28 protein-coding genes are annotated in these 25,561 nt (G+C 68.8%); 16 read left to right on the forward strand and 12 right to left on the reverse strand.

The annotated features are described in order from the left end of the window. Positions 1–50 precede the first annotated feature (50 nt). From VYI76_RS16170 to VYI76_RS16185, 4 genes are read left to right on the forward strand one after another with little or no spacing between them, the layout of a single operon-like run. Complete coding sequence (locus VYI76_RS16170) at positions 51–500, forward strand: VOC family protein (protein WP_326525841.1); 450 nt, start codon at positions 51–53, stop codon at positions 498–500. A gap of 1 nt (position 501) precedes the next feature. Then, positions 502–1,230: a hydroxyacylglutathione hydrolase gene (gene gloB / locus VYI76_RS16175; protein ID WP_326525842.1), complete on the forward strand. Its 729-nt coding sequence runs from the start codon at positions 502–504 to the stop codon at positions 1,228–1,230. A gap of 40 nt (positions 1,231–1,270) precedes the next feature. Beyond that, complete coding sequence (locus tag VYI76_RS16180) at positions 1,271–1,684, forward strand: DUF6491 family protein (protein WP_326525843.1); 414 nt, start codon at positions 1,271–1,273, stop codon at positions 1,682–1,684. Continuing rightward, a complete protein-coding gene (locus VYI76_RS16185) occupies positions 1,684–2,076 on the forward strand; it encodes a hypothetical protein (RefSeq protein WP_326525844.1) in 393 nt (130 codons plus the stop codon). The genes VYI76_RS16180 and VYI76_RS16185 overlap by 1 nt, the downstream gene beginning before the upstream one ends. Positions 2,077–2,101: 25 nt before the next feature. Here VYI76_RS16185 and hslU read toward each other — a convergent pair whose 3' ends face one another. Beyond that, the gene (gene hslU, locus VYI76_RS16190) at positions 2,102–3,394 is read right to left on the reverse strand and encodes an ATP-dependent protease ATPase subunit HslU (RefSeq protein ID WP_326525845.1); all 1,293 of its coding nucleotides are present in this window, start codon (positions 3,392–3,394) and stop codon (positions 2,102–2,104) included. A 93-nt stretch (positions 3,395–3,487) separates the two neighbouring features. Further along, positions 3,488–4,042: an ATP-dependent protease subunit HslV gene (gene hslV, locus VYI76_RS16195; protein WP_326525846.1), complete on the reverse strand. Its 555-nt coding sequence runs from the start codon at positions 4,040–4,042 to the stop codon at positions 3,488–3,490. Positions 4,043–4,167: 125 nt separating this feature from the next. On the opposite strand from hslV, the gene VYI76_RS16200 reads away from it, so the two are divergent. Further along, a complete protein-coding gene (locus VYI76_RS16200; RefSeq protein ID WP_326525847.1) occupies positions 4,168–4,779 on the forward strand; it encodes a Yip1 family protein in 612 nt (203 codons plus the stop codon). Between the two features lie 318 nt (positions 4,780–5,097). Here VYI76_RS16200 and VYI76_RS16205 read toward each other — a convergent pair whose 3' ends face one another. The 3 genes from VYI76_RS16205 to VYI76_RS16215 form a co-directional block, all read right to left on the reverse strand. Next, entirely contained in the window at positions 5,098–5,505 is a 408-nt protein-coding gene (locus VYI76_RS16205) for a holin family protein (protein WP_326525848.1), read from the reverse strand. Between the two features lie 115 nt (positions 5,506–5,620). Next, positions 5,621–6,184 (reverse strand): glycoside hydrolase family 108 protein, encoded by a 564-nt coding sequence (locus VYI76_RS16210; protein ID WP_326525849.1) that lies wholly within the window; start codon positions 6,182–6,184, stop codon positions 5,621–5,623. Positions 6,185–6,409: 225 nt separating this feature from the next. Then, the gene (locus tag VYI76_RS16215) at positions 6,410–6,826 is read right to left on the reverse strand and encodes a hypothetical protein (RefSeq protein WP_326525850.1); all 417 of its coding nucleotides are present in this window, start codon (positions 6,824–6,826) and stop codon (positions 6,410–6,412) included. A gap of 124 nt (positions 6,827–6,950) precedes the next feature. Here VYI76_RS16215 and VYI76_RS16220 point away from each other — a divergent pair, with 124 nt between their 5' ends. After that, the gene (locus VYI76_RS16220) at positions 6,951–7,580 is read left to right on the forward strand and encodes a hypothetical protein (protein ID WP_326525851.1); all 630 of its coding nucleotides are present in this window, start codon (positions 6,951–6,953) and stop codon (positions 7,578–7,580) included. Here the strand turns inward: VYI76_RS16220 and VYI76_RS16225 are convergent. Beyond that, positions 7,577–8,026, reverse strand: coding sequence for a hypothetical protein (locus VYI76_RS16225; protein ID WP_326525852.1), 450 nt, complete (start codon positions 8,024–8,026; stop codon positions 7,577–7,579). The genes VYI76_RS16220 and VYI76_RS16225 overlap by 4 nt on opposite strands. Then, the gene (locus VYI76_RS16230; RefSeq protein ID WP_326525853.1) at positions 8,023–8,553 is read right to left on the reverse strand and encodes a GNAT family N-acetyltransferase; all 531 of its coding nucleotides are present in this window, start codon (positions 8,551–8,553) and stop codon (positions 8,023–8,025) included. Before VYI76_RS16230 ends, VYI76_RS16225 begins: the two co-directional genes overlap by 4 nt. 152 nt (positions 8,554–8,705) lie before the next feature. On the opposite strand from VYI76_RS16230, the gene VYI76_RS16235 reads away from it, so the two are divergent. From VYI76_RS16235 to VYI76_RS16250, 4 genes are read left to right on the forward strand one after another with little or no spacing between them, the layout of a single operon-like run. Beyond that, positions 8,706–10,874, forward strand: coding sequence for a primosomal protein N' (locus VYI76_RS16235; protein ID WP_326525854.1), 2,169 nt, complete (start codon positions 8,706–8,708; stop codon positions 10,872–10,874). Between the two features lie 56 nt (positions 10,875–10,930). Next, a complete protein-coding gene (locus tag VYI76_RS16240) occupies positions 10,931–11,659 on the forward strand; it encodes a hypothetical protein (protein ID WP_326525855.1) in 729 nt (242 codons plus the stop codon). A 26-nt stretch (positions 11,660–11,685) separates the two neighbouring features. Then, positions 11,686–13,182 carry a serine protease gene (locus VYI76_RS16245; RefSeq protein WP_326525856.1) on the forward strand — a complete coding sequence of 499 codons (1,497 nt, stop codon included), beginning with the start codon at positions 11,686–11,688 and terminating at the stop codon, positions 13,180–13,182. 37 nt (positions 13,183–13,219) lie between these two features. Then, entirely contained in the window at positions 13,220–13,996 is a 777-nt protein-coding gene (locus VYI76_RS16250) for a transglutaminase-like domain-containing protein (protein WP_326525857.1), read from the forward strand. Between the two features lie 119 nt (positions 13,997–14,115). Here VYI76_RS16250 and ada read toward each other — a convergent pair whose 3' ends face one another. Next, on the reverse strand, positions 14,116–15,147 hold the full coding sequence (ada, locus tag VYI76_RS16255) for a bifunctional DNA-binding transcriptional regulator/O6-methylguanine-DNA methyltransferase Ada (RefSeq protein WP_326525858.1): 1,032 nt from the start codon (positions 15,145–15,147) through the stop codon (positions 14,116–14,118). Positions 15,148–15,414: 267 nt separating this feature from the next. Between ada and VYI76_RS16260 the strand changes: the two genes are divergently transcribed. Beyond that, positions 15,415–16,776: a DEAD/DEAH box helicase gene (locus VYI76_RS16260; protein WP_326525859.1), complete on the forward strand. Its 1,362-nt coding sequence runs from the start codon at positions 15,415–15,417 to the stop codon at positions 16,774–16,776. 204 nt (positions 16,777–16,980) lie between these two features. Here the strand turns inward: VYI76_RS16260 and VYI76_RS16265 are convergent, their stop codons facing one another. Beyond that, complete coding sequence (locus VYI76_RS16265) at positions 16,981–17,406, reverse strand: OsmC family protein (RefSeq protein WP_326525860.1); 426 nt, start codon at positions 17,404–17,406, stop codon at positions 16,981–16,983. Between the two features lie 42 nt (positions 17,407–17,448). Beyond that, positions 17,449–18,681 carry a polyhydroxyalkanoate depolymerase gene (locus VYI76_RS16270; RefSeq protein WP_326525861.1) on the reverse strand — a complete coding sequence of 411 codons (1,233 nt, stop codon included), beginning with the start codon at positions 18,679–18,681 and terminating at the stop codon, positions 17,449–17,451. Between the two features lie 302 nt (positions 18,682–18,983). Between VYI76_RS16270 and VYI76_RS16275 the strand changes: the two genes are divergently transcribed. Then, positions 18,984–20,750 carry an ABC transporter transmembrane domain-containing protein gene (locus VYI76_RS16275; RefSeq protein ID WP_326525862.1) on the forward strand — a complete coding sequence of 589 codons (1,767 nt, stop codon included), beginning with the start codon at positions 18,984–18,986 and terminating at the stop codon, positions 20,748–20,750. Between the two features lie 189 nt (positions 20,751–20,939). Further along, positions 20,940–22,028, forward strand: coding sequence for a winged helix-turn-helix domain-containing protein (locus VYI76_RS16280; protein WP_326525863.1), 1,089 nt, complete (start codon positions 20,940–20,942; stop codon positions 22,026–22,028). A 97-nt stretch (positions 22,029–22,125) separates the two neighbouring features. Here the strand turns inward: VYI76_RS16280 and VYI76_RS16285 are convergent, their stop codons facing one another. Further along, positions 22,126–22,770 carry a hypothetical protein gene (locus VYI76_RS16285; protein ID WP_326525864.1) on the reverse strand — a complete coding sequence of 215 codons (645 nt, stop codon included), beginning with the start codon at positions 22,768–22,770 and terminating at the stop codon, positions 22,126–22,128. A gap of 109 nt (positions 22,771–22,879) precedes the next feature. On the opposite strand from VYI76_RS16285, the gene ispH reads away from it, so the two are divergent. The 3 genes from ispH (at position 22,880) to rnhA (ending at position 25,361) form a co-directional block, all read left to right on the forward strand. Then, entirely contained in the window at positions 22,880–23,833 is a 954-nt protein-coding gene (gene ispH, locus VYI76_RS16290; RefSeq protein WP_326525865.1) for a 4-hydroxy-3-methylbut-2-enyl diphosphate reductase, read from the forward strand. 146 nt (positions 23,834–23,979) lie between these two features. Then, positions 23,980–24,921 (forward strand): homoserine kinase, encoded by a 942-nt coding sequence (thrB, locus tag VYI76_RS16295; protein ID WP_326525866.1) that lies wholly within the window; start codon positions 23,980–23,982, stop codon positions 24,919–24,921. Continuing rightward, the gene (gene rnhA, locus VYI76_RS16300; protein WP_326525867.1) at positions 24,918–25,361 is read left to right on the forward strand and encodes a ribonuclease HI; all 444 of its coding nucleotides are present in this window, start codon (positions 24,918–24,920) and stop codon (positions 25,359–25,361) included. Before thrB ends, rnhA begins: the two co-directional genes overlap by 4 nt. Before the next feature lie 9 nt (positions 25,362–25,370). Here the strand turns inward: rnhA and VYI76_RS16305 are convergent, their stop codons facing one another. Next, a complete protein-coding gene (locus VYI76_RS16305) occupies positions 25,371–25,547 on the reverse strand; it encodes a YegP family protein (RefSeq protein ID WP_326525868.1) in 177 nt (58 codons plus the stop codon). Between the last annotated feature and the right edge of the window lie 14 nt (positions 25,548–25,561).

Consider the following 25,561-nt stretch of genomic DNA (forward strand, 5'->3'; position numbering starts at 1 on the left):
CCGGCCGGAGCCTATCTTCGGCCTCGATCCATTCCAGCGAGGCCCGTTCGATGCATTATCTCCACACCATGATCCGGGTGACCGATCCCGACGCGACGATCCGCTTCTTCGAGGTGCTCGGCCTGAGGGAAGTGCGGCGGATGGAGAATGAGAAGGGCCGCTTCACGCTGATCTTCCTCGCCGCCGACGAGGACATGAACGCGCCGGGTGAGCGCGCGAAGGCCGAGGTCGAGCTGACCTACAACTGGCCCAACGAAGGCGGGACGGGCGAAACCTATACCGGGGGGCGCAACTTCGGGCACCTCGCCTACCGGGTCGGGGATATCTATGCGACGTGCCAGCGGCTGATCGACGCGGGCTACACGATCAACCGCCCGCCACGCGACGGGCATATGGCGTTCGTCCGCACCCCCGACAATATCTCCATCGAACTGCTGCAGGACGGCGTACTCGAGCCCGCCGAACCGTGGGTATCGATGCCCAACGTCGGCGAGTGGTGACATGGCGCTGGAGATCCGTCGCATCCCGGCGCTGACCGATAATTACATCTGGCTGATCCATGACGCGGCGAGCGGCGAGACGGTGGTGGTCGATCCGTCGGAGGCCGAACCGGCGCTCGCCGCGGCGGAGGCACGCGGCTGGACGATCGGGCAGGTGTGGAACACGCACTGGCACCCCGACCATACCGGCGGCAATGCCGGGATCGTCGCGGCGACCGGCGCGATCGTGACCGGGCCGGAGGCTGAACGCGCGAGGATCGCGACACTGCAACGCGGCGTCGGTGAAGGCGACACGGTACAGATCGGCGATCACGTCGCGCAGGTGCTGGAGACGCCGGGGCATACCGCCGGGCATGTCGTGTTCCATTTCGCCGACGATAGGCTGCTGTTTTCCGGCGACACGCTGTTCGCGATGGGCTGCGGCCGGCTGTTCGAGGGGACGGCGGCGCAGATGTTCGCCAACATGCGCCGGTTCGCCGGCATGCCCGACGAGACGGTAGTTTACGGTGCCCACGAATATACGCTGTCGAACGGGCGATTCGCGCTGACGGTCGAGCCCGACAATACCGCGCTGATCGAGCGGATGGCCGAGGTCGAGCGGCTGCGCGACGCCGGCGAGGCGACGTTGCCGACGACGATCGCCCTCGAACGCGCGACCAGCCCGTTCCTGCGCGCGGAGAGCATCAAGGAATTCGCCGAACGCCGCGCCGGCAAGGATGCATTCAGGTGACAATATGCTATGTTCGCCGCAGGGGGACATGGAGGCCAGTATGATGCGTTTTATCCTTCCCGCGGCGGCATTGGCGCTGTCGTCCTGCGCGGCGACGCCGGCGCAGATCGCGGCCGAGCAAGCCGAAGCCCAGCGCGACGATGCGGCGCTGGCGAAACGACTGGCGGGCTACAGCCCCGGCGAGGTACGCGACTGCATCCGGCCGTATAACGCCAGCGTCGATATCTATGGCGACACCCTGGTGTACCGCGACAGCGGATCGCGGCTGTACAAGACGACGACCACCGGCGGCTGTTTCGGGCTGCGGCGCGACGACATCATCGTCACCAGGAGCTTCAACGGCCAGTTGTGCCGCGGCGACCTGGTGCGCACGGTCGACCGCAGCAACGGCTTCCCGTCGGGGGCCTGCTCGTTCGGGGATTTCCAGGTCTACAACCGCGAACGGCGCGGGTGATGATCGGGCGGACGGGCCTCGCGGGACTGGCGCTGACGCTGGTCGGCTGCGCGACCACGCCGCCCGATTATGCCGCCAACGACGCCGCCGAACTGGCCGACGCGGTCAAGGGGCGGATCGCCGGTCAGCCCGTTCGCTGCCTGCCGAGCAGCAGCACCGACGCACCGCGGATCATCGGCGAGAGCCTGCTCTACCGCGACGGCAGGCGCCTGTTGCTGAGCGAGGCGATGGACGGTTGCCCGTCGCTGCGCGGCGACCCGATCGTGATCGTCGAGGTGCGCGGCGGCCAGGTCTGTTCGGGCGACAGTTTCCGCACCCTGCCGCGCGGCGGCAGCATACCGGGGCCGACCTGCCGGTTCGGCCCGTTCGTGCCCTACACACTGCCGCGCTGACGCCTCCGCGTTGACGACGGCGTGATTACAACACGTAGCGGCTGAGGTCGGTGTTGCGGGCGATGCCGGCCAGCTGCTGGTCGACATAGGCGGCGTCGACCGTGAGCGTGTCGCCCTTGCGATCCTCGGCATCGAAGCTGACGTCCTCCAGCAGCTTTTCCATCACGGTCTGGAGCCGGCGAGCGCCGATGTTCTCCACCTCCCCGTTCACTTCCGCCGCGATGCGGGCGACCGCGCGGATGCCGTCGTCGGTGAAGGCGATGTCGACGCCCTCGGTGCCGATCAGCGCCTTGTACTGCTGTGGCAACGACGCCTTGGTGTCGCTGAGGATCGCGACGAAATCCTCCTCGGTCAGGCCCTTCAGCTCGACGCGGATGGGCAGGCGGCCCTGAAGCTCGGGCAGCAGGTCGCTGGGCTTCGCGACATGGAACGCGCCCGACGCGATGAACAGGATATGGTCGGTCTTCATCGGGCCGTATTTCGTCGCGACCGTCGTACCCTCGATCAGCGGCAGCAAGTCGCGCTGCACGCCCTCACGGCTGACCGATCCGCCACGCACGTCGCTGACCGCGATCTTGTCGATCTCGTCGAGGAAGACGATGCCGTTGGCCTCCGCGTCAGCCAGCGCGGTGCGGCTGACCTCGTCCTGGTCGAGCCGCTTGTCGGCTTCCTCCTCGACCAGCTTTTCCCACGCGGCGTGGACGTTCATCTTGCGCCGCTTCTTTTGCGCGCCGCCGAGCGACTTCATCATCTCCCCCAGATTTATCATCTGCGGGCCGGCGCCGGGGATTTCGAACGGGGCGGCGGGTGCCGCGTCCAGCTCGATCTCGATCTCGCTGTTGTCGAGATGACCTTCGTTGAGGCGCAGACGGAACGCCTCGCGGGTCGCCTGCGAGCTGTCTTTGCCGGTCAGCGCGTCGAGCAGGCGGGTCATCGCCGCGGCCTCCGCCTTGTCCTTCACCGCCAGGCGGCGGCGTTCCTTCTCCAGCCGGATCGCCTCCTCGACCAGATCGCGGGCGATCTGTTCGACGTCGCGGCCGACATAGCCGACCTCGGTGAACTTGGTCGCCTCGACCTTCACGAACGGCGCGTCGGCGAGCTTCGCCAGCCGCCGGCTGATCTCCGTCTTGCCGCAGCCGGTCGGGCCGATCATCAGGATGTTCTTCGGCGACACCTCGTCGCGCAGGTCGGCGGACAGCTGCTGGCGGCGCCAGCGGTTGCGCAGCGCGACCGCGACGGCGCGCTTGGCGTCCTTCTGGCCGATGATATGTTCGTCGAGCGCGGCGACGATCGCCTTGGGGGTCAGGGTGTCGTTCATTCTTCTTCTCGTCATCCCAGCGAACGCTGGGATCTCGTGCGGCAAGCGCACGCTTCATAAAAACGATGCCCCAGCTTTCGCTGGGGCGACGGATCAGGTGGCCGAGTCTAGCACTTCGATCGTCGTCCGGTCGTTGGTGTAGACGCACAGCTCGGCGGCGATCGCCATCGCCTTTTTCGCCAGCACCTCCGCATCGGGTTCATAGTCGGTTAGGGCGCGGGCGGCGGCGAGGGCGAAATTGCCGCCGGACCCGATCGCGGCAATCCCGGCCTCCGGCTCCAGCACGTCGCCGTTGCCGGTCACCACCAGCGTCACGTCCTTGTCGGCGACGATCAGCATCGCCTCCAGATTGCGCAGATATTTGTCGGTCCGCCAGTCCTTGGCGAGCTCGACGGCGGCGCGCAGGAGCTGGCCCTGGTGGCGCTCCAGCTTCGCCTCCAGCCGTTCGAACAGGGTGAAGGCGTCGGCGGTGGCGCCGGCGAAGCCCGCAATCACCTTGCCGTCCCCCAGCGGGCGGACCTTCTTCGCATTGGGCTTCATCACGGTCGGCCCCTGGCTGACCTGACCATCGCCGATCACGACGACCTTGCCGTCCTTGCGCACGCTCAGGATCGTGGTGCCGTGCCACACCGGTGTCTTGTCACTCATGGCAACGCATGTGGCATGTTCGTCGCGAGCTTCAAGGCCGCGCATCAGAACGCTTGTGCAACGGTAGCGATTCGGCATGCTGCGAACGGCTCGCGACTCGGGCCGCATCCGCAGGGGGACCGCGCATGATCGACCGCATCAAGAACATCCTTCTTTCGCCCAAGACCGAATGGCCGAAGATCGATGCCGAGCCGATGACCGAAAAGGGCATCTTCCTGAGCTGGGTGCTGCCGCTGGCGGCGATCGGGCCGGTCGCGGGACTGATCGGGCAGCAGTTGCTGGGCGGCGGCAGCTTCATGGGGATCAGCTGGAAGCCCTCGCTCGGCTTCAGCGTCTCGGTCGCGGTCACAGGCTATATCATGAGCCTGATCGGTACCTTCCTGATGGCCAAGATCATCGACGCGCTGGCGCCGACCTTCGGCGGCGTCAAGAACCCGGTCGCTGCGCTGAAAGTGGTCGCCTTCTCTTGGACCGCGGCGTGGCTGGCGGGCATCTTCACCCTGATGCCGTCGCTCGCCATCCTCAGCTTGCTGGGTCTTTACAGCCTGTACCTGCTCTACCTCGGCCTGCCCGTACTGATGAAGGCGCCGTCGGAAAAGGCGCTGGGCTATACCGTCGTCGCCTTCCTCTGCGCGATCGTGATGTTCGTCATCATCAGCACGATCACCGGCGCGGTTTCCAAAGCGCTGATGCCGGAACCGGATCTGGGCTCGATCACGATCCCGGCTTACCAGTAACTGCCGACCGGCGATCTGCGCAGGCAAGTCGCCGGACTTGCCACGTCGGGCAGCGGGGCCGGCAAAGCCGGGCCCGTCTGACGGTGTGACGTTGCCGTACCCTGTTCCCCGGCGGAGGCCGGGGTCCAGGTGCGCCATGCCCGGAATGCGGCCGGAACCTCGCCGGTCCGGCGTACTGGACCCCGGCCGTCGCCGCGGAACGGGTTTTGCAGGAAACGAAAGCCCCGCGCCACGTCGTCAGACGAGAGCAGCCTTGCCGCCCTCGCTGCCCGACGTGGCGACCCCGTCGATATGCGATCGCATATCGACGGGGGCCCACTACGCCGCCCGCGACTTCCCCCATTCCCGAGCCACCGTATACCCCAGATACCCCGTGCCGAAGAGCGCGTAGAGCGGTTCGGGGATGCCACTGAGATAGGCGTTCATGCCGCGCGCGATCGCCTGCGCCGTCTCGGGCCGCACCGCCGAGATCAGACCCATCGGGATCGACCACAGCAGCAGCGCGTACATCACGTAGAGGAAGCTCGGCCGCGCGCGACTGGTCCACGGGTCGGGCGATTGCGCCTCCGCCAGCACCGCCGCCATCTGCGCCCTGGTTCGCTCCATCTCCATGCTGCCTTCGAGCCGCAGCAGTTCAAGCTTGGCGGCGTCACGCGCCTTGGGATCGGGAATGATCTTGTCGAGCAGCCCCGCCACGGGGCCGATGATACCGTCTATGATGCCCATTTCGCCCTCCTTCGGGCCGCGTAAGTTGAGAAAGTTGAGAGTTGCCACGCGAGCGCGGCGCCACGCCGTCGGACGGAAGCGCTGGCGCGCCACCGCCGCCCGCCGTGACGAGTCCTCAGCCGGCTTCGCCGGCCGAGGCCGTCCACACCCGGTTCGCCAGCCAGCCGTAGAGGAAGGCTTCATTCGCCGGCCGTGTCTCCGCCAGCCGGACATAGCGTTCGCCCTGGAGCGCCTCGATCGCCTTGAGCAGCACACGCTCGCCGGCACGGCCCCGGACCTTGAGGAAGCCGTCGAGGGCGGCGAGCGTGCGCGGGCCGACCTGGCCGTCGGCGACCACATCCGCAAAATCGCCGGCACCACGATTCAGCGCGTTGAGCGCGCGCTGAAGGAAGCCGGTGGCGACCGCCGGCCCCATGTTCACCCCGGTATCGAACAGTTCGGCGGCGATCGCCGGTGCGCGGCTGGCGACCCGATCATAGGCCGGGCGCAGCCAGTAGAGCCGGCGATAGACCGCCGCCGCCTGGTCGCGCGGGAAATGGCGCATGTCACCCGAATAGCCATGCGTGCGCGCGACCCGTTCGGTCACGCCCCATCGCGTCGGCCCGCCGCGATCCGCCGGATGGTTGGAATAGCCGCCTTCGCGGCCGATCACCGCGTCGATCAGGTCGTCGATGTCCATATGCCCTCCCGTTGACAGAGGGCAGTTCATCTAACCGGATAAATCCAACATTGGTAGGTATAATGAACCTTTTTGGTTATATCAGCGTTGGCACGTGTGCCGACGGAATGCCGTAAGGCGACGGATGGCCGACTCGCCACGTCGGGCAGCGGGGACGGCTTCGCCGACCCCGCTGCCCGACGTGGCGAGTCGGCGGTTTGCTTTCGCAAACCGCACGCCGCCCGGTTAGCGACACCTCACATTATTCTTGTCGATCGCCTCACCCGCCGCGGCCCCCGCCGCGCCGCCGAGCAGCGCACCCAACAGCCCGGAACGGCCCGGCGCGATGATCGCGCCCAGCGCGCCACCGGCGATGCCACCGACGATCAGGCCGGTCGTGCCGTCGTTGCGGCGGCAGTAATAGCGGCCGTCGCGGCCGGTGTAGACACGATCGTCGGTGCCCAGCCGGCGTTCGCGATAGCGCGCGTTGTCGACATAATATTGGTCGGCGTAATAGCCGCCCGCCGTCGGATCGGGGCGATCCCAATCGTAGCTGGAATAGGTGCGATCGCGCGGAGCCGTGTCATAGCGGTCGCCGTACTGGCCACAGGCGCCGAGCGTGGTCGCGGCGGCGGCGAGGCCGAGGATGGTCAGGGTACGCATGCGGAAAATTCCTCCTGTTTTGCCCGCCCCGACAGGCGCAATGCGCGAGCGGCGGGGAAGGTTGCGGTGGCGGCACCAATACGCCTAGCGTGAGGGCCGGGCAATCTGCGGAGGCGCGCGGCACATGACCGGCTTCGATTTCGTCTTCGCGCTGTTCTCGCTGATCCTGGGCCTGGCGGTGGCCGAGGTGCTGGGCGGCTTCGCGATGGTAATGAAACTCCACGCGCGGGCGCGCGCGGGGAAGGCGAAGGACGTGCGCGTCGGCTGGCTGGTGCCGCTGCTGGCGACGTACGTCACGCTCAACCAGCTCAGTTTCTGGATGACCGGATACGCTGCGCGCGACAGCCTGCCGTTCAGCTACATCACCTTGCTGGCCGTCCTGGTTATCGTGGGCGCCTATTATCTCTTTTCGGTTCTGGTGTTCCCGGACGAACCGGAAGACTGGCCAGACTTCGACGTCTGGTACGACCAGAACAACCGGTTCATCCTGATCGGCCTGACGGTCATCAATCTGCTGGTCCAGGTCGCCACGGCGCAGGTTCGGCCGGCTGCCACCCCCGAGCAGACCGCGGCGTTCGAGGCGCTGGGCGCCGGCATGTGGATATTGGTGTTCGGCGTCTGGTTGCAGATCGTGCTGCTGATCGTCCTGATCTTCGTGAAGCGGCGCTGGCTGAATGCCGTGCTGCTCGCGCTGCTGAGCCTGATGACCGTCGCGGCTGCCGGCTACGTCGCCTATGCCGGGCTGGTCTTCTAGCCTCTGACCAGCATCAGCTTCGCGCTGGCACCCTCCAGCTCGCCGATCACCACGCGGTACTCCCCCGGTACCAGATCGAAGCGGACGATCTTGCGGATGCCCGAACAGACGGGCCCGTGGCCGTGCTTCGCGGACTTGAGCGGCGTGGAGCCGCCGGCGGCGTAGAGGTCGATCCAGCCCCGCTGGTCGAGCGCGACGCCGTAGCTGCCCGCCGCGGTGACGCGGAACGAGGCGACGACCATGTTTCCCGGCCGCGCGGGCGGCGGCACGTCCTTGAGGAGCGCGACCTTAGGATCGACCGTGGCGAGCGTCACCGCCTTGCCGCTCGACAAATCCGCCCCGCTCTCGCGCCAGCCGGCGAGATCGGCGGGAAGCGGCGCCGGGGTGGCCGGGCAGGCCGGCTGGGCGGCGGCGGCCTGGGCGAGGAGGAGCGCGTAGACGATCATGGCACCGGTGTAGCGGCTTCGTCGCCGGAGACATAGAGCATCACGTCATGGTCCGCGCCGGGCAGACGGACCGGGCGGTCGGCGACGAGGCCGATCGCCTCCAGCACCGCGATCGACTTGGCGTTGCCGGCGTTGACGATCGCGACGACGGGCGCGATTCCCTTCTCCCGCGCCAACGCCATTACCGCGCGCGCCGCCTCCAGCGCATAGCCCCTGCCGCGCGCGGCGGGCAGGAACGCGTAGCCGATATCGATGTCGTCGAGCCCGTCGCGGTTCACCAGCCCGGCCATGCCCAGCGGGACCCCGTCCGCCTTGCCTTCGACCGCCCACATGCCGAAGCCCTGCTTCGCATAGGCCGCGCCGTAGCGATCGCGGATCGCGATCTCTGCGTCCTCGACCGTCTTCACGCCGCGATCGCCGATGTTGGCAAGGAAATCGGCGTCGGTCAGCAACGCGTGGAGGAAGGACGCGTCGGCCGGCACGATCTCGCGCAGGATCAGCCGGTCGGTCTCGGTGATGACGGTCATCAGCTTCCCACCCGTTCGTGCCGGGCTTGTCGAAGCACCGTCCGTCGTGCCGCAAGCCACGCGCGGGTTTATCGCAGAACCGTGCTTCGACAAGCTCGGCACGAACGGTTTGGGGGTTCACCCGCGCCGCTTTCGGCACGATATGCAGGCCCATGTCCTCCCGCGCCCGCGTGATCGTGATGAATGCCGCATTGGGCCCGCTCGACTATCGCGTGCCGCAGGGCATGGCGGTCGAGCCGGGATCGGTCGTCATCGCGCCGCTCGGCCCGCGCCAGCTCCTGGGCGTGGTGTGGGAGGCGGACCGGCTGAAATCCGAGCATGTCGGCGACAATCGCCTGCGCAACCTGATCGGCGTGGCCGACGTGCCGCCGCTGCCGCGCCCCTTGCGGCGGCTGATTGAGTGGACCGCCGACTATTACCTCAGCCCGCTCGCCGCCGTCGTCCGCATGGCGATGCCGTCGTCGTCGGCGCTGGAGGGGCAGAAGCTGGTCGTCGAATATCGCGCGACCGGCCACGTCCCCGACCGGCTGACCCCGCAGCGTGCGCAGGCCCTGGAAAGAATCGGCGACCGGCAGGGGCTGGTGCGCGAGCTCGCCGCGATCGCCGACGTCAGCGACGGGGTGATCCGCGGCCTCGTCAAGGCGGGCGCGATCGAGGGCGTCGAGGTCGATCTCGATTCGCCTTTCCCGGAACCCGACCCCGATCACGCGCCACCGGTGCTGTCGAGCGAACAGGGCTATGCCGCCGGCATATTGCAGGCGTCGGTGGCGACGGCGGAGTTCGACCCCTTCCTGCTCGACGGCGTGACCGGATCGGGCAAGACCGAGGTGTATCTGGAGGCCGTTGCCGAAGCCGTCCGCGCGGGCAAGCAGGCGCTGATCCTGTTGCCCGAGATCGCGCTGACCGAACCCTTCCTCAAGCGGTTCCACGCGCGGTTCGGGGTGGAGCCGGTGGCGTGGCACTCCGGCCTGCGCCAGTCGCAGCGGCGCCGCGCGTGGCGGGCGATCGCCAGCGGGCAGGCGAAGGTGACGGTGGGCGCGCGATCGGCGCTGTTCCTGCCCTACCCCAGGCTTGGCGTCATTGTCATCGACGAGGCGCACGAGACGTCGTTCAAGCAGGAGGACGGCGTCCATTATCACGCGCGCGACGTCGCAGTGATGCGCGGGCATTTCGAAGGCTGCCCGGTGGTGCTGGCGAGCGCCACCCCGGCGATCGAGACCCGCGCCCAGGTCGAGGCGGGACGGTATCGCGAGCTGAAGCTGCCCGGCCGCTATGGCCTGGCGCAGATGCCGGCGATCGAGGCGATCGACCTGCTGGCCGAACCGCCGCCGCGCGGGCGCTGGATCGCGCCGCGGCTGGTGACCGCGATGGACGCGACTCTGGCGCGCGGCGAGCAGGTGCTGCTGTTCCTCAACCGGCGCGGCTATGCCCCGCTGACCCTGTGCCGGACGTGCGGGCATCGCTTCCAATGCCCGAACTGCACCGCGTGGATGGTCGAACACCGGCTCATCAACCGCCTGTCGTGCCACCATTGCGGCCATGCCTATCCGACGCCCAAGGCCTGCCCGGAATGCAAGGAGGAGGATAGCCTGGTCGCCTGCGGCCCCGGCGTCGAGCGGATCGCCGACGAAGTGACCGCGCTCTACCCGGACGCGAAGGTGGCGATCGTCACCAGCGACACGATCTGGTCGCCGGCGAAGGCGGCGGAGTTCGTCGGGCGGATGGAGGCCGGCGACATCGACATCGTCGTCGGCACGCAACTCGTCACCAAGGGCTATCACTTCCCCAACCTGACCCTGGTCGGGGTGATCGATGCCGACCTGGGCCTGGAGGGCGGCGACCTGCGCGCGGCGGAACGCACCTTCCAGCAGATCATGCAGGTCGCCGGGCGCGCGGGGCGTGGCGAAAAACCGGGGACGGTGCTGATCCAGACCCACGCGCCCGGCGCGCGGGTGATCGAGGCGCTCGTCTCGGGTGACGCCGAAGCCTTCTACGCCGCCGAAACCGAGAACCGCCGCGACGCCGACGCACCGCCATTCGGCCGCTTCGCCGCGATCATCGTGTCGAGCGAGGACAAGGGCGAGGCGGACTCGGCTGCGCGCATGATCGGCCGCGCCGCGCCGCAGGTGGAGGGCATGGACGTGTTCGGCCCCGCCCCCGCCCCGCTCGCGATGCTGCGCGGGCGCCACCGATTCCGCCTGCTCGTCCACGCGCGCCGCAGCCTGGACGTACAGGACCTGATCCGCGACTGGCTGGGCGCGCTCGACTGGGGCGCGAAGGTGCGCGTGGCGGTGGACGTCGACCCATATAATTTCCTGTAGCTGTCGGATTTGCGTTTCACCGGCGCCTCCGCCACGATCCGGGGCGGGGGCTCGCCATGACCGACACCGTGCGACCCGGCCGCGACCGGCCGCAGTTCTTCGCGACCAGCGCGCTCGTCATGCTCGCGCTGGTGCTGGCGAGCTTTTCCTTCACCTATTTCTGGCCGGTCGCGACGCGGACGCGCAGTTTCTCGATCGTGCTCCACATCCACGGCGCCGCCTATTTCGCGTGGGTCGCGCTCTATGCGTGGCAAACCCGGCTGGTCGCGAAGGGTCGCGTTGCGCGGCACCGCGAATGGGGGCTGGCGGGGATCGCCCTTTCGGCGCTGATGATCCCGCTGGGCATCGCGATCGCCATCGCCGCGGCGCGCAAGCGAACGGCGCGGGGCGACGCCCATCCGTTCGATTTCACCATCTACAACGTCGTCGACGTCACGACCTTCGCCATCCTGATGACGGCGAGCATCGCGGCGGTGACGCGGCATCCGCAGTGGCACCGGCGCTTCACTTTCGGCGCGGCGCTGTGCCTGGTCGGGCCGTCGCTGTCGCGCTGGCTGCAGATCATCACCGAGGTGCCGCCGTGGACGGACCTGTTGCCCAACCTGGCCGCCGACCTGTTCCTGATCGCGCTGGCGCTGCACGACCGGCGGACGCTGGGTCGCGTCCATCCGGCGACGTGGGTGACGGCGGCGGTGCTGGTGCCGATCCATGTCGCGACACCGTTCCTTGCGACGAGTGACGCGTGGCGTGCGATCGGGCCGTGCATCATGGCGCTGGCGGTGTAGCCGAGGGAATTATAGAGACGCCCTCGATGCGCCTGCTCCTCGCCTTACTCGCACTGTTCGCCCTCGCCGCGCCGGCACGCGCCGACGACATCTCGGCCGCCGGGCGCGGCGTCGTCCGCATCGTCACCATCGCGGTCGCCGGGGACGAGGTGGTCGGCTTCGGTCACGGATCGGGCTTCGCCGTCGCGCCGGACCGCATCCTGACCAACGCGCATGTCGTCGAGCTCGCCGCGCGCTATCCGGGCAACGTCGTCGTCGGCGTCGTGCCGTCGCAGGGCGACAAGTCTTTCCAGGGCAAGCTGGTCGCGGTCGATCCCAACCGCGATCTCGCGCTGATCGAGGTGACCGGCGTGCGGCTCGCTCCGCTGGCCTTCTACGCCGGGCCGGGGAACGAGGGCGAGGCGCTCTATGCGCTGGGCTATCCCGGCAACGTCGATCTGGCGACCGCGCGATCATCGGCCGATTTCATCACGCCGATGTCTCCGGTGCGCTCGCAGGGCGTGTTCAGCGGACGCCGCAACCTGATGGGCACTGCGATGCTGCTGCACACCGCATCGATTGCGCGGGGCAATTCGGGCGGGCCGCTGCTCGATCGCTGCGGGCGCGTGCTGGGCGTCAATTCGGCGCTGACGCGCGGCGACGACGGCGACGCCAGCTTCGCCTTCGCGATCGCCGACAGCGAGGTGATGGCGTTCCTGCGCGAGGCGAAGCAGCCGGTCGTCAGCGTCGGCGGGCCGTGCATCACGATGGAGGACCGGCTGGCCGCCGATCGCGACGCCGACGAGGATGCGCTGTCGGCCAGCGCCGCCGCGACGCGCGAGGCGGCCGAACAGGCGCGGCTGGTGCGCGAGGCCGCGCTGGTCGAGGCGCGCGCCACGAACGAGGTCGCCCGCGAGAACTACATGGCGGGCGCCGCATTGGCGCTGGTCGTCGGTGCGCTGGTGCTGGGCGGCGGCGGATTGCTGGCCTCGCGCGGCGACCGGCGGTGGCGCTGGGCGGCGGGCGGCGGCGGGGCCCTGATGATCGGTGCGGTCGCGCTGTTCTTCCTGCGGCCCGGCTTCGATCCCGGAAGCGTCGCGCAGGCGGTACGCACCACCACCGCGTCGGCCGATCCGATCGGCCCGCTCACCTGCGCCTTCGTGCCCGAACGCAGCCGCGTCACCGTCTCCAGCCCGGAGGAACTCAAGCTCGCCTGGGGCGCGGACGGGTGCATGAACGGCCGCACCCAATATGCCGAGGACGGCCGCGGCGGCTGGACGCGCGTGCTGGTGCCCGATGGAGACGCCACCGTATCCGTCGTGTCGTTCGCCCCGGCGACGGGCAGCTACAGCGAGACACGCTGGTTCCTCGACGAGGCGCGGATGACCGAGGCGCGGCGGCTGCGCAGGGATGTGGACGTGAAGGCGTGCAGCGCCGACCAGTCCGCGCGCGGCAACCTGGCGGGGCAGCAGGCCGCGATCCGCGCGGTGCTGCCCCCGGTGCCGAACGAGAAGCTGGTGTACGCATGCAAGCCTGCGGGGTGACGCGGCACCTTTGCCCGATCCGTCCGTTACGCCGCTCATGACGATCCGCATCCACGCCGCCTTCGCCTATGACTTCGCGGAAACCAGCGACGTGCTGTTGCAGGTCGAGGCGGCGGCGATCCCCGAACAGGCGATCATCGATGCCCATATCGACCTGTCCACGACCGAACATTTCGCGCGGGTGGCGGCGCAGGACGATATCGGCGAGCGGATCTGGCTGCGCGTCACCGGGCGGCTGAGCGTGGATTATCGCGCGACCGTGCGGGTGGACCGGGTGATCGCCGATATTCCCGCGCTGGCGGCGGTGCCGTTCCACCTGCTGCCCGGCGATACGGTGCAGTATCTGATGGCCTCGCGCTACTGCCCGTCGGACCTGTTCGAGGATTTCGTGAAGGCCGAGTTCGGGGCGGAACCGAGCGGGGCGCAGGTGGCGGCGATGCGCGACTGGATCGAGCGGCACTTCACCTACCAGTCGGGCGTCAGCACGTCGGCGACGACCGCGCTGGAAAGCTTCGTCCAGCGGCAGGGGGTGTGCCGCGACTATGCCCATGTCCTCATCACGCTGGCGCGGGCGGCCGGCATTCCGGCACGGATCGCCAGCGTCTATGCGCTGGGCGTCGATCCGCAGGATTTCCACGCGGTGGCGGAAGTGTTCCTGGGCGGCGCGTGGCACCTGATCGACCCGACGGGAATGGCGGTGGCGGGCGAGATGGCGAAGATCGGCGTCGGCCGCGACGCGGCGGACGTGTCGTTCCTGACAAGCTACGGCAACGCCGATTTCTGCGAGCAGCGGGTGGAGGTTTCGGCGGGGTGAACCTGTCCCGCCGCCGTTCGCCCTGAGCCTGTCGAAGGGCTGCCCTTCTTCGTGCGGCGGACCATGCGGCGCGAAGAAAAGGGCAGTGCTTCGACAGGCTCAGCACGAACGGGGATGGTTCACTCCCCCACCCCCTCCCGTTTCCTGAGCGCCAGCTTGCGGTCCACGCCATAGGCATAGCCGCCCATCGACCCGTCGCCGCGCTGGACGCGGTGACAGGGGATGACGATGGCGACATTGTTCGCGCCGCATGCCGTGCCGGCCGCGCGCACCGCGTCGGGCTTGCCGATCGTCGCGGCGAGTTGGGCATAGCTTCGCGTCTCTCCCGCCGGGATCGCGCGCAGGGCGTTCCACACCGCTTCCTGAAAGGCCGTGCCCTGCACGTCGAGCGGCAGATCGGTGTGGCGACCGGGGCTCTCCACCTCGCCCACAACGCGCGCGGCCAAGTCCGCAAGCGCGGCGCCGCCCTGCGCGATTTCCGCATTGGGGAAGCGGCGGGTGAGGCTCGTCCAGTCCTCGTCGAAGGCGACGCGGCACAACCCCTTGTCGGTCGCCGCGATGAGGAGCGGGCCTAGGCTGGTATCGGCGACGGTCCAGCGGATCGTCACCCCCGCCCCGCCGCGCTTCCAGGCGGACGGCGTCATGCCGAGGCGAGCGCCCGCCGTCTCGTAGAAGCGGCTGGGCGCCGAATAGCCGGCGTCGTAGATGGCACTGGTCACGCTTTCGTCCCCCGACAATGCCTGTGCGGCGCGGCGCGCCTTCAGGCCGCGCGCCCAGGCGGCGGGCGTCACCCCGGTCGCGCGCTTGAACAGGCGGTGGAAATGATGCGGGGCATAGCCGACCCGCGCGGCGAGTTCGTCGAGTGCGAGGGGCTCGTCGGCGCCCTCGATGATCGCGATCGCCCCCGCCACGGCGACGCGATCGCGCCCCACCTCGTCGGGCTTGCAGCGCAGGCAGGGACGAAACCCCGCCGCCCGCGCGGCGTCGGCATCGGGGTAGAAGACGACATGCTCGCGCTTCGGCCGACGCGCCGGGCACGACGGTTTGCAATAGATACCGGTGGTGGTCACCGCGCCGATCACCCGCCCGTCATAGCGACGGTCGCGATGCTCGAAGGCGGTCCAGGCGGTGGTGTCGTCGATCTGCGTCATGGAGCGGATATAGCGGGCAAATCCGGCTAGCACGTCCCGCGACTTGCGATCAAAGCGGGCGACATTGACTTTTTGCACCGCACAACGTATCTGACCGCCAGCGAGGCCCCTAGAACGGCTGCGTGATCGGACGGCTCTGCCGCCCCGGCCCGGACTTCGCTTCACCCAGCTTCCCCATTCACGCGGGTCGCCATTTTGGCCCGTCGTATCGCGTCGTCCGCTGTGGATCGAACGCGCGCCGACTCCCATTACGAGTCCAATATACCCATGAAATTCACCGATCTCGGGCTGTCGAAGCCCGTCACCGACGCCCTTGCCGCCAAGGGTTACGAAACCCCGACGCCAATCCAGGCGCAGGCGATCCCGGCGCTGCTGAAGGGCCGCGACCTGCTGGGCATCGCCCAGACCGGCACCGGCAAGACCGCCGCCTTCACCCTGCCGTCGATCGATCACCTGGTCGCGTCGAACAAGCGCGCGATGCCGCGCCAGTGCCGCATGCTGGTGCTGGCCCCCACGCGCGAGCTGGCGGCGCAGATCGCCGACAATGCGCGCGGCTATTCCAAGTTCGCGCGCCTTTCGGTCGTCACCGTGTTCGGCGGCACGTCCGTCCACAAGAACAAGGTCGAGCTGTCGAGGGGCTGCGACATCCTGGTCGCCACGCCGGGCCGGCTGCTCGACCTGATCGACGAGGGGCATCTGAGCCTGTCGGCGGTCGAGATCTTCGTGCTCGACGAAGCCGACCAGATGATGGACCTGGGCTTCATCCACGCGCTGAAGCGCGTGGTGCGCATCCTGCCGCATCAGCGCCAGTCGCTGTTCTTTTCGGCCACCATGCCCGCGGCGATCCGCGACCTGTCGAGCCAGTTCATCAAGGACCCGGTCGAGGTGAAGGTGACCCCCGTCGCCACCACGGCCGAACGCGTCGAGCAGCAGGTGATCTTCGTCAACCAGACGGAGAAGCAGGCGCTGCTGACCATGGCGCTGGAGCAGTTGAAGATCGACCGCGCGCTGATCTTCACCCGCACCAAGCATGGCGCGGATCGCGTCGTGAAGCTGCTGGCCGCCAATGACATCGCATCCAACGCGATCCACGGCAACAAGAGCCAGCCGCAGCGCGAGCGCGCGCTGGGCCTGTTCCGGTCGGGCGAAGTGCCGATCCTGGTCGCGACCGACATCGCCGCGCGCGGCATCGACGTGTCGGGCGTCAGCCATGTGTTCAACTTCGAACTGCCCAACGTGCCGGAGCAGTATGTCCACCGCATCGGCCGTACCGCCCGCGCGGGCGCGGACGGCATCGCGATCAGCTTCTGCGCCGAGGACGAGCGTCCCTATCTGCGCGATATCGAGAAGCTGACGCGCCAGAAGATCGCGGTGCGCAGCCTGCCCGACAATTTCATGGCCGAGGCGGAGCGGATCGTGAAGTCGCGCAAGCCGGTGCCGGTCAGCCGTGACGAGTCGAACGGCCGGCGCGGGCGCGAGATGCAGCGCGGCGGAGGTGGCGGCGGCAAGCCGCAGGGCGACGCCGGCGAGCGCCGCTATTTCCCCGCCAAGAAGCGGTTCAGCGCCAAGCCGGCCGGGGCCGGCGGCGGGCAACGCCGCGCTGGCGGCGGTGGTGGCCGGGGACGCTGACGCCTTGCAGCCCCTTTCCTCCGGAGGAAAGGGGCTCACCTTCGAAGCGTCGAGCGCCAGACTTGAACCTTTCGCCCTGAGCCTGTCGAAGGGCTGCCTTTTTCTCCGTGACCTATTATTTGGCGCGAAGAAAAGGACAGTGTTTCGACAAGCCCGGCACGGACAGAGTGCCCGCCAGCCTGATCTGACGCGCCTCCCGCCCGATCAGTTCAGCGTGTGCTCCAGCGTCACTTCGGCGTTGAGCAGCTTGGAGATCGGGCAGCCGGCCTTGGCCTCTTCGGCGATCTTCGCGAACTCGTCCGATCCGATACCGTCGACGGTCGCGGTCAGGCTCAGCGCCGACTTGGTCACCTTGAAGCCATCGCCGTCCTTGTCGAGGGTGACCTTCGCCTCGGTATTGAGCGTGCCGGCGGTATAGCCGGCCTTCGCCAGCGCGAAGCCGAGCGCCATCGTGAAGCAACCGGCATGGGCCGCGGCGACCAGTTCCTCGGGATTGGTGCCGGGCTCGTTCTCAAAGCGGGTACCGAAGCCGTAGCGGCTTTCCGACAGCACGCCCGACTGGGTGGTGATGAAGCCCTTGCCGTCCTTGCCAAGACCTTCATAGCGGGCGGATGCGGTGCGGGTGACCATGAACGGAACTCCTTGCCTTGAGTGAGATCGCCCCGTTTCAACTCACCCGGCGTGCGCGACGATCCATTTTTCCACCACCGGGGCGATTTTCCCGCGCCATTTCGAGCCGTTGAAGATGCCGTAATGGCCGACTTCGGGGGCCATATGGTATTTCTTCATCGCCTTGGGCAGATTGGTGGCGATCGTCAGCCCCGCCTTCGTCTGGCCGAGGCCGGAGATGTCGTCGCGCTCGCCCTCGATCGCCAGGATCGCGATATCGGTGATCGCGCCCGGATCGACCGCGCGGCCGCGATGCGTCATCTCGCCCTTGGGCAAGGCATGATCCTGAAACACGGTGCGGATCGTCTGGAGATAGAATTCGGCGGTCATATCGCACACCGCGCGATATTCGTCGTAGAACGCCTTGGTCGCGTCGCTGCTTTCGCCGTCGCCGGCGACGAGATGTTTGAACATCTCCCAATGCGACATCATGTGGCTGCCGAGGTTCATCGTCATGAAGCCGGCAAGCTGGAGGAAGCCGGGATAGACCCGCCGCCCCGCGCCCGGATAGGTCGCCGGGATTTCCGCGATGACATTCTGTTCGAACCACGCGAAAGGCCGCTCGGTCGCCAGCGTGTTGACCGCGGTCGGCGCCTCGCGCGTATCGACCGGACCGCCCATCATCGTCAGCGTGCGGGGCCGGTTGGGGTGCTCGTCCGCCGCCATCAGGCACGCCGCGGCATAGGCGGGCACCGACGGCTGGCACACCGCCAGCACGTGCGGACGCGGATCGCCGTCACCGCCGATCTCTTCCAGGAAAGCGACCAGATAGTCGATATAGTCGTCGAGATCGAAGCGCCCCTCGCGCAGCGGCACCAGCTTCGCGTCGCGCCAGTCGGTGATATAGACGTCGTGGGCGGGCAGCATCCGTTCCACCGTGCCGCGCAGCAGCGTGGCATAATGGCCGGACATCGGCGCGACGATCAGCAGCTTCTCGCCGCCGGTCACGCCTTCGCGCACGAAATGCTTGAGCTGGCCGAACGGCAGCTTGAGCGCGATTTCCTCATGCACCGCGACCTCGCGGCCGTCGACGGTCGTGCGATCGAGCCCGAACGCCGGCTTGCCGCGCGGGGCGGAGGCGTGAGCGAACACCTCCAGCGCGGACGACAGCACCGGCCCGCCGCCGAAATAGGCGAAGGGGTTCGCGGGATTGCTGAGCCAGCCGGCCGAAAAATTGGCGAGCGCGCTGGCGCCCGCCAGCATCGACCGCTGCATTTCATACGCGTTGTAGAGCATCGGGTACGGCCCCTTGCCGACGCCCCCCGGGGCCGACTTCGAAAAAGCGGGTATAGCGCGCAAAGGTTATGACGCAATTGCGAAGGTAACCGGTTGCGACGAACGAAAGTTCCTCCACAGCCGGCCCGGGATTGCGATCGCAATCCCGGGACTCGGCAGGGCCGGGCAGCGGAGACGGCGCAGCCGTGTTCGTCTGACGGCCTTGCCGCCGCCGCCCGGCGCGCGACTGCAACACGACGGCGACTTCATCGCTGTCCCCTCCCCCATTGCCGCATCGCCGCATCCGGCCTAACCGCACGCGCATGGCCGACGCCCCCGCCCCCCGCGCCCCGATCTCCAGCCTGGCCACCGTCTGGCGGCTCGCGATGCGCTATCCTGGGCAAATCGCCGCGGCGCTGGGCGCGATGCTGGTTGCGGCGCTGGCGACGCTCGCCATCCCGTCGAGCTTCAAGCTCATCATCGATCGCGGTTTCGCCGGTGGCGGCGACATCGGGCGGTGGTTCCAGTACCTGCTGCTGATCGTCGTCGTCATGGCGATCGCGACGGCATTCCGCTTCTACTTCGTGTCGTGGATGGGTGAGCGCGTCGTCGCCGACCTGCGTATCGCGGTGCAGCGCAACCTGCTGCGCCTGTCCCCCGCGTTCTTCGAAGAGAACCGCCCGTCGGAAATCGCCAGCCGCCTGACCGCCGACACCACGATCATCGAGGGTCTGGTCGGCACGACCATCTCCGTCGCGATGCGTAACATCGTCGTCGGCGTCGGCGGGATCCTCTATCTGTTCACCCTGTCGCCCAAGCTGACGGCGATGCTGCTGCTCGGCATCCCGCTCATCATCCTGCCGATCGTGCTGCTCGGCCGGCGCATCCGGCTGATCTCGCGATCGAGCCAGGACCGGGTGGCCGACGTCGGCGCAATGGTGAGCGAAGTGCTGGGTGCGATGAAGATCGTTCAGGCTTTCGGGCAACAATCGCGCGAGGGCGACCGCTTCAGCGGCGCGGTGGAACGGGTGTTCGGCACCGCCAAACGCCGCATCCTGCTGCGCGCGATCATGACCGCGACCGTCATCGGGCTGGTGTTTTCCGCCATCACCTTCGTGATGTGGCAGGGCGCGATCGATGTCAGCGAAGGGCGGATGACCGGCGGTACGATCGCCGCCTTCGTGCTGACCGGCGGCCTTGTCGCCGGCGCGTTCGGCGCACTGACGGAGGTGTGGGGCGACCTGCTGCGCGGCGCGGGCGCGGCATCGCGGCTGGCCGAATTGCTCGCGGAGACGCCCGGCATCGCCGCCCCGCCCGTTCCGCTCACCCTGCCCGAGCCGGCACGCGGCGATATCGCCTTCGACGCCGTCGAGTTCCGCTATCCGACCAGGCCGGACGTGAGCGCGCTCCACGATTTCTCGCTGGCGGTGACGCCGGGCGAGACGGTGGCGATCGTCGGGCCTTCTGGCGCGGGCAAGACGACGGTGTTCCAGCTCGTCCAGCGCTTCTATGATCCGCAGGGCGGCGCGGTGCGGATCGACGGCATCGACCTGCGTGATGCCGATCCCGAGGACGTCCGCCGCCGCATCGCCGTAGTGCCGCAGGAAATGGTGATCTTCGCCGCATCCGCACGCGACAATCTGCGCTACGGCCGGTGGGACGCCGACGACGACGCGCTGTGGGCGGCGGCGGAGGCCGCCAACGCCGCGAACTTCCTGCGCGACCTGCCCGAAGGACTCGACACCTATCTCGGCGAAGGGGGCGCGCGGCTTTCGGGCGGCCAGCGCCAGCGCATCGCGATCGCCCGCGCGCTGCTGCGCGACGCGCCGATCCTGCTGCTCGACGAGGCGACCAGCGCGCTCGACGCCGAAAGCGAGCGGCTGGTGCAGGACGCGCTCGAACGGCTGATGGCGAACCGCACCACCCTGGTCATCGCGCATCGGCTGGCGACGGTGCGCGCCGCCGACCGCATCGTGGTGATGGACGGCGGACGGATCGTCGAACAGGGCACCCACGCCGCGCTGGCGGCACAGGGCGGCCTCTATGCCCGGCTGGCGAGCCTGCAGTTCGACGCGGGCGGCCTCGTCTAGCTCAGCGTCCCCGCAACGCGCGCAGGCTCGCGATCAGACAGGCGACAGGACGGGGCATCGCTCCACCCTGCCCGTCGCGGGCTATCCTCACAACAGCGCCCGTCCTTTGCGATTGCGGCGGCGGGAGACCAGGCATAGACCCGCCATCCACGGGGGCCGATCGCGTCCCCGCGGGGGAAGCAGCGAACCTTGACCGACAGCGAGACACCCCCGCACCGCTACCGTTTCGACCGGTTCACGCTCGATCCCGCCGATCGCCGGCTGTTCGACGGCGCCGCGCCGGTCGAGCTGAGCGCGCGCTACCTCGACGCGCTGGCGCTGCTGGTGCGCGAGGCGGGGACGCTGGTTTCCAAGGACCGGTTCATGGACGAGGTGTGGCGCGGCGTGCCCGTCACCGACGAGGCGCTGACCCAGGGCATCCGCAGCCTGCGCCGCGCGCTGGGCGACGACGCCACCAACCCGCGCTTCATCGAGACGGTGCCGAAATACGGCTATCGTTTCGTCGCGGCGGTGACGACGGGGGATGCGGTGGTGCAGGAGCCCGCGCCCGTCGCCCCCGCCCTGCCGCCGATGCACCCGCTGCGGCGCGCGCTGCTGCTCACGGGCGCCGGGACGATCGGCGCGGGGCTGGCGGGGCTCGTCGGCGGGCTGCTCTATGGGTTCATCGGCGCCGCGCAGCCGCTCCAGCCCGGCATGGGCGCGGCGTCGGTGCTGCTGGTGCTGCTGTGCCTGACGATCCTGGTCGCGCTGCTCGGCGGCGCGGGGGTGAGCGCCGGCATCGCCGCGAGCGGCCTGCTACCGGGCCGCGCGTTTCGGTTGAGCATCGCCGGAGGCGCGCTGGGCGGGTTGGTGGTCGGCGCGGTCGCCAAGCTGCTGGGGCTCGATGCGTTCAACCTGCTGCTCGGCCGCTCGCCGGGCGACATCACCGGCGCCGGCGAGGGGCTGGTGCTGGGCGGCGCGGCGGGGCTGGGATTCTGGCTGGCGGTGCGGGGCGCGGCGCCGCTCGCCCGGCAGGTTGCGATCGCGGGCGGCATCGGTGCGATGGCGGGGCTGGGGATCACGCTGGCCGGCGGGCGCCTGCTGGGCGGCAGCCTCGACCTGCTGGCACGCGGTTTCCCCGAGTCGCGGCTGCGGCTCGATCAGGTCGGCGCGCTGTTCGGCGAGACAGGGTTCGGGCCCGCAGCGCAGGCGGTGACCGGGGCGCTGGAGGGCGGGTTGTTCGCGGCGTTCGTGGTGGGCGCGATACTGGTGGCGCGGCGGGGGTTGGGCGCGGGCTGATCCGGCTACCGCCACGTCGTCAGACGGCGCCGCTGCGCGGCACCGCTGCCCGACGTGACGACTCCTGCGATTGCTGGCGCAATCGCAGGGCGCCCGCTCAACGCGTCGCGTTGTAGCGGAGCTGTTCGTCGGTGAGCTGGAAGCCGACCAGCGCCTCGAACGTCGCGCGCGCCACGGCGGCGCGGACGGCGGGATCGGACAGCGGATCGACCGCGGCATCGGCATCGCCGGGCTTGCGCTGGCGCGTCACCTGGGCGCGGACTTCCTCCGGCAACGTAGCGGCGGCGCGGGTGACATAGGTCACGCCGGTCGCGGTGGCGCGGGCGCGGGCCTGTCCGGGTTCGAAGCGCAGCGCGACCTGGCCGATACGCTTGGCGACAACCACGGTCCCGCCCTGCAGCACCGTGGTGAAATAGGGCACACTGACGTCGCGGGCGCCGTCGGTGTTGCTGCGACGTGCCAGCACGTCGAAGCTGATCTGGGTGACGATCGGGTCCGCCGCATCGTTGCAGGTCGACCGCACATTGGTGATGATCGCGTTGACGTCGATCGCGTCGGCGCTGCGATCGGTGGGCGAGGTGAAGGTGGTGATGTCGCCGGTCGCCGCCGGAACCGCCACCGCCGGGCATACGCTGCGCACCGCTGTGATGCCCCCGGTCGCGTCGATCTCGCCGCTGCGCTTGCACGCGGTGGTCGCCAGCAGGGCGATGGTGGAGGCGAGGACAAGCTTGCGGGCGGTCACTGGGGAAGCACCTTTCGAAATCACTGGCGCGTCTCGAAGCCCGCGCGGGAGCCTTGCGCTACCAAGCGCCTTCCGCCCGCGCAAGCAATCGCGTAGGGACGACGCCACGATGACCGATGCCGCAAAGCCCCCGCTCGACCTGTTGATCGCCGCGCCGCGCGGCTTCTGCGCCGGGGTGGACCGGGCGATCCAGATCGTCGAACTGGCGATCGAACGCTATGGCGCGCCGGTCTATGTCCGGCACGAGATCGTCCACAACAAGTTCGTCGTCGACAGCCTGAAGGCCAAGGGCGCGGTGTTCGTCGAGACGCTGGACGACGTGCCCGACGGCGTGCCCGTGGTGTTTTCCGCCCACGGCGTGCCCAAGGCGGTGCCGGCCAAGGCGGCGTCGCGCGGGCTGTCCTACCTCGACGCGACCTGCCCGCTGGTGAGCAAGGTTCACCGCCAGGCCGAACGGCTGGTCGCGGCCGGGCGCCATATCCTTTTCGTCGGCCATGCCGGCCATCCCGAGGTGATCGGCACCTTCGGCCAGGTGCCCCAGGGGCACATGACGCTGATCGAGACAGAGGCCGACGCGGAAAGCTTCGTCGCGGCCGACCCGGACAACCTCGCCTTCCTGACCCAGACGACATTGTCGGTCGACGATACCGCCGCGATCATGGCGGTGCTGCAGCGCCGGTTCCCTTCGATCGTCGCGCCCAAGGCCGACGACATCTGTTACGCCACGTCGAACCGGCAGGCCGCGGTGAAGGCGATCGCCGCACAGGTCCAGCTGGTGCTGGTGATCGGCGCGCCCAATTCGTCCAACTCGCTGCGGCTGGTCGAAGTCGCGGAGCGCGAGGGGACGCCGGGCAAGCTGGTGCAGCGCGCGGACGATCTCGACTGGGCATGGCTCGACGGCGTGGGCGCGGTGGGCATCACCGCCGGCGCCTCCGCGCCCGAGGTGCTGGTACGGGAACTGGTCGACAAGTTGGCGACACGCTTCACCGTGACCGAACGCGAGGTCGAGACGACGCGCGAATCGATCGCGTTCAAGCTGCCGCGCGAATTGTGGGCCGCCTGACGGGTTGCGATGTTGGATTGCGTCTGACACCTGCCGGTCGATGGCGAATCCGAAGGGGCTGACGTGCCTCCGGAATCGGCCAAAAGTGACGAAAGTGGACGAATAGTGCGCGTTTGCGTGCACTTTGGATGCGGGCGCGGGGGACGATGGCGGTCTACACACAGGTTTCGGCCGAGGCGCTCTCCGCGTTCCTCGCACGCTACGACGTCGGCGAACTCGTCTCGGCCAAGGGCATCGCCGAAGGTGTCGAGAATTCGAACTACCTCGTCGATACGACGCAGGGCCGCTTCATCCTGACGCTGTATGAGAAGCGCGTCGCGGCGGGCGACCTGCCCTATTTCCTCGACCTGCTCGATCACCTCGCGGGAAAGGGTCTGCCGGTGCCGCCCGCGATCCGGGACCGCGCGGGCGTGGCGATCCAGGAGCTCGCCGGGCGCCCGGCCTGCCTGATCCGCTTCCTGACCGGGGTGTCGGTGACGCACCCGACGCCAGCGCAGGCGCGGGCCGCTGGCGCAGCGCTGGCGCGGATGCATCTGGCGCTGGAGGATTTCACTGGCACCCGCGCCAATTCGATGGGGATCGCCGAATGGCGACCGCTGCTGGCCCGCTGCGGCGCCAGCCTCGACGGGATCGCGCCGGGCCTGTTCGCGCGGATCGACACCGCGGTTGCCGATATCGAGGCGCGCTGGCCCACAGGGCTGGAGACCGGCGCGATCCACGCCGATCTGTTTCCGGACAATGTGTTGATGCTGGGCGATACGGTGACCGGCCTGATCGATTTCTATTTCGCCGCGACCGATATCCGCGCCTACGACCTGGCGGTGATGCATTCGGCCTGGGCGTTCGACGGCGACGGCGTGCCGGTCGACCCGGCGATCGGCGCCGCGCTGCTCGCCGGCTACAAGGAGGTTCGCGGCCTGACGGCGGGGGAGGACGCGGCCTTCCCCGTCCTGGCGCGCGGCGCGTGCGTCCGCTTCTTCCTGTCACGGGCGTGGGACTGGCTGAACACGCCCGCGGATGCGCTGGTCACGCGCAAGGACCCGCTCGCCTATCTGCGCCGGCTTGAATGGTATGAGGCGCAGGCGTGAGCGACCTGCCCTTCGTCGAGATCGCGACCGACGGCGCGTGCAAGGGCAATCCCGGCCCCGGCGGCTGGGGGGCGCTGCTGCGGTTCGGCGAGCGCGAGAAGGAATTGTCGGGCGCGGAGACGCCGACCACCAACAACCGAATGGAGTTGACGGCCGCGATCCGCGCGCTGGAGGCGCTGAAGCAGCCATGCCGCGTCAAGCTGTCGACCGACAGCCGCTATGTGATGGACGGGCTGACCAAGTGGATCCACGGCTGGCGGCGCAACGGCTGGAAGACCGCCGACCGCAAGCCGGTCAAGAACGCCGAGCTGTGGCAGGCGCTGCTGGCGGCGAGCGAGCGCCACCGCATCGAATGGACCTGGGTGAAGGGCCACGCCGGCCATCCCGACAACGAACGCGCCGACCGCCTGGCGAGCGACGCGGCGCTGTCGGTAGCTTGAGGCGCCGACTCAGCTGTTGTCCTCTACGTCCGCGGCCGGGCCGTTCTTCTTGATCGAATCGATCGCGTTCTGCGCGGACGCCTTGCTCGAATAGCCCTCGGTCGAGAACATCGTTTCGCTATTGTACTTGAAACGCACGCGAAACTCGCCGGCCTTGTCCTTGTAGATCTCGAACTTGTGGGCCACCGTCGATACTCCTG

The sequence above is a fragment of the Sphingomonas sp. genome, assembly GCF_035910975.1.
Lineage (GTDB): Bacteria > Pseudomonadota > Alphaproteobacteria > Sphingomonadales > Sphingomonadaceae > Sphingomonas.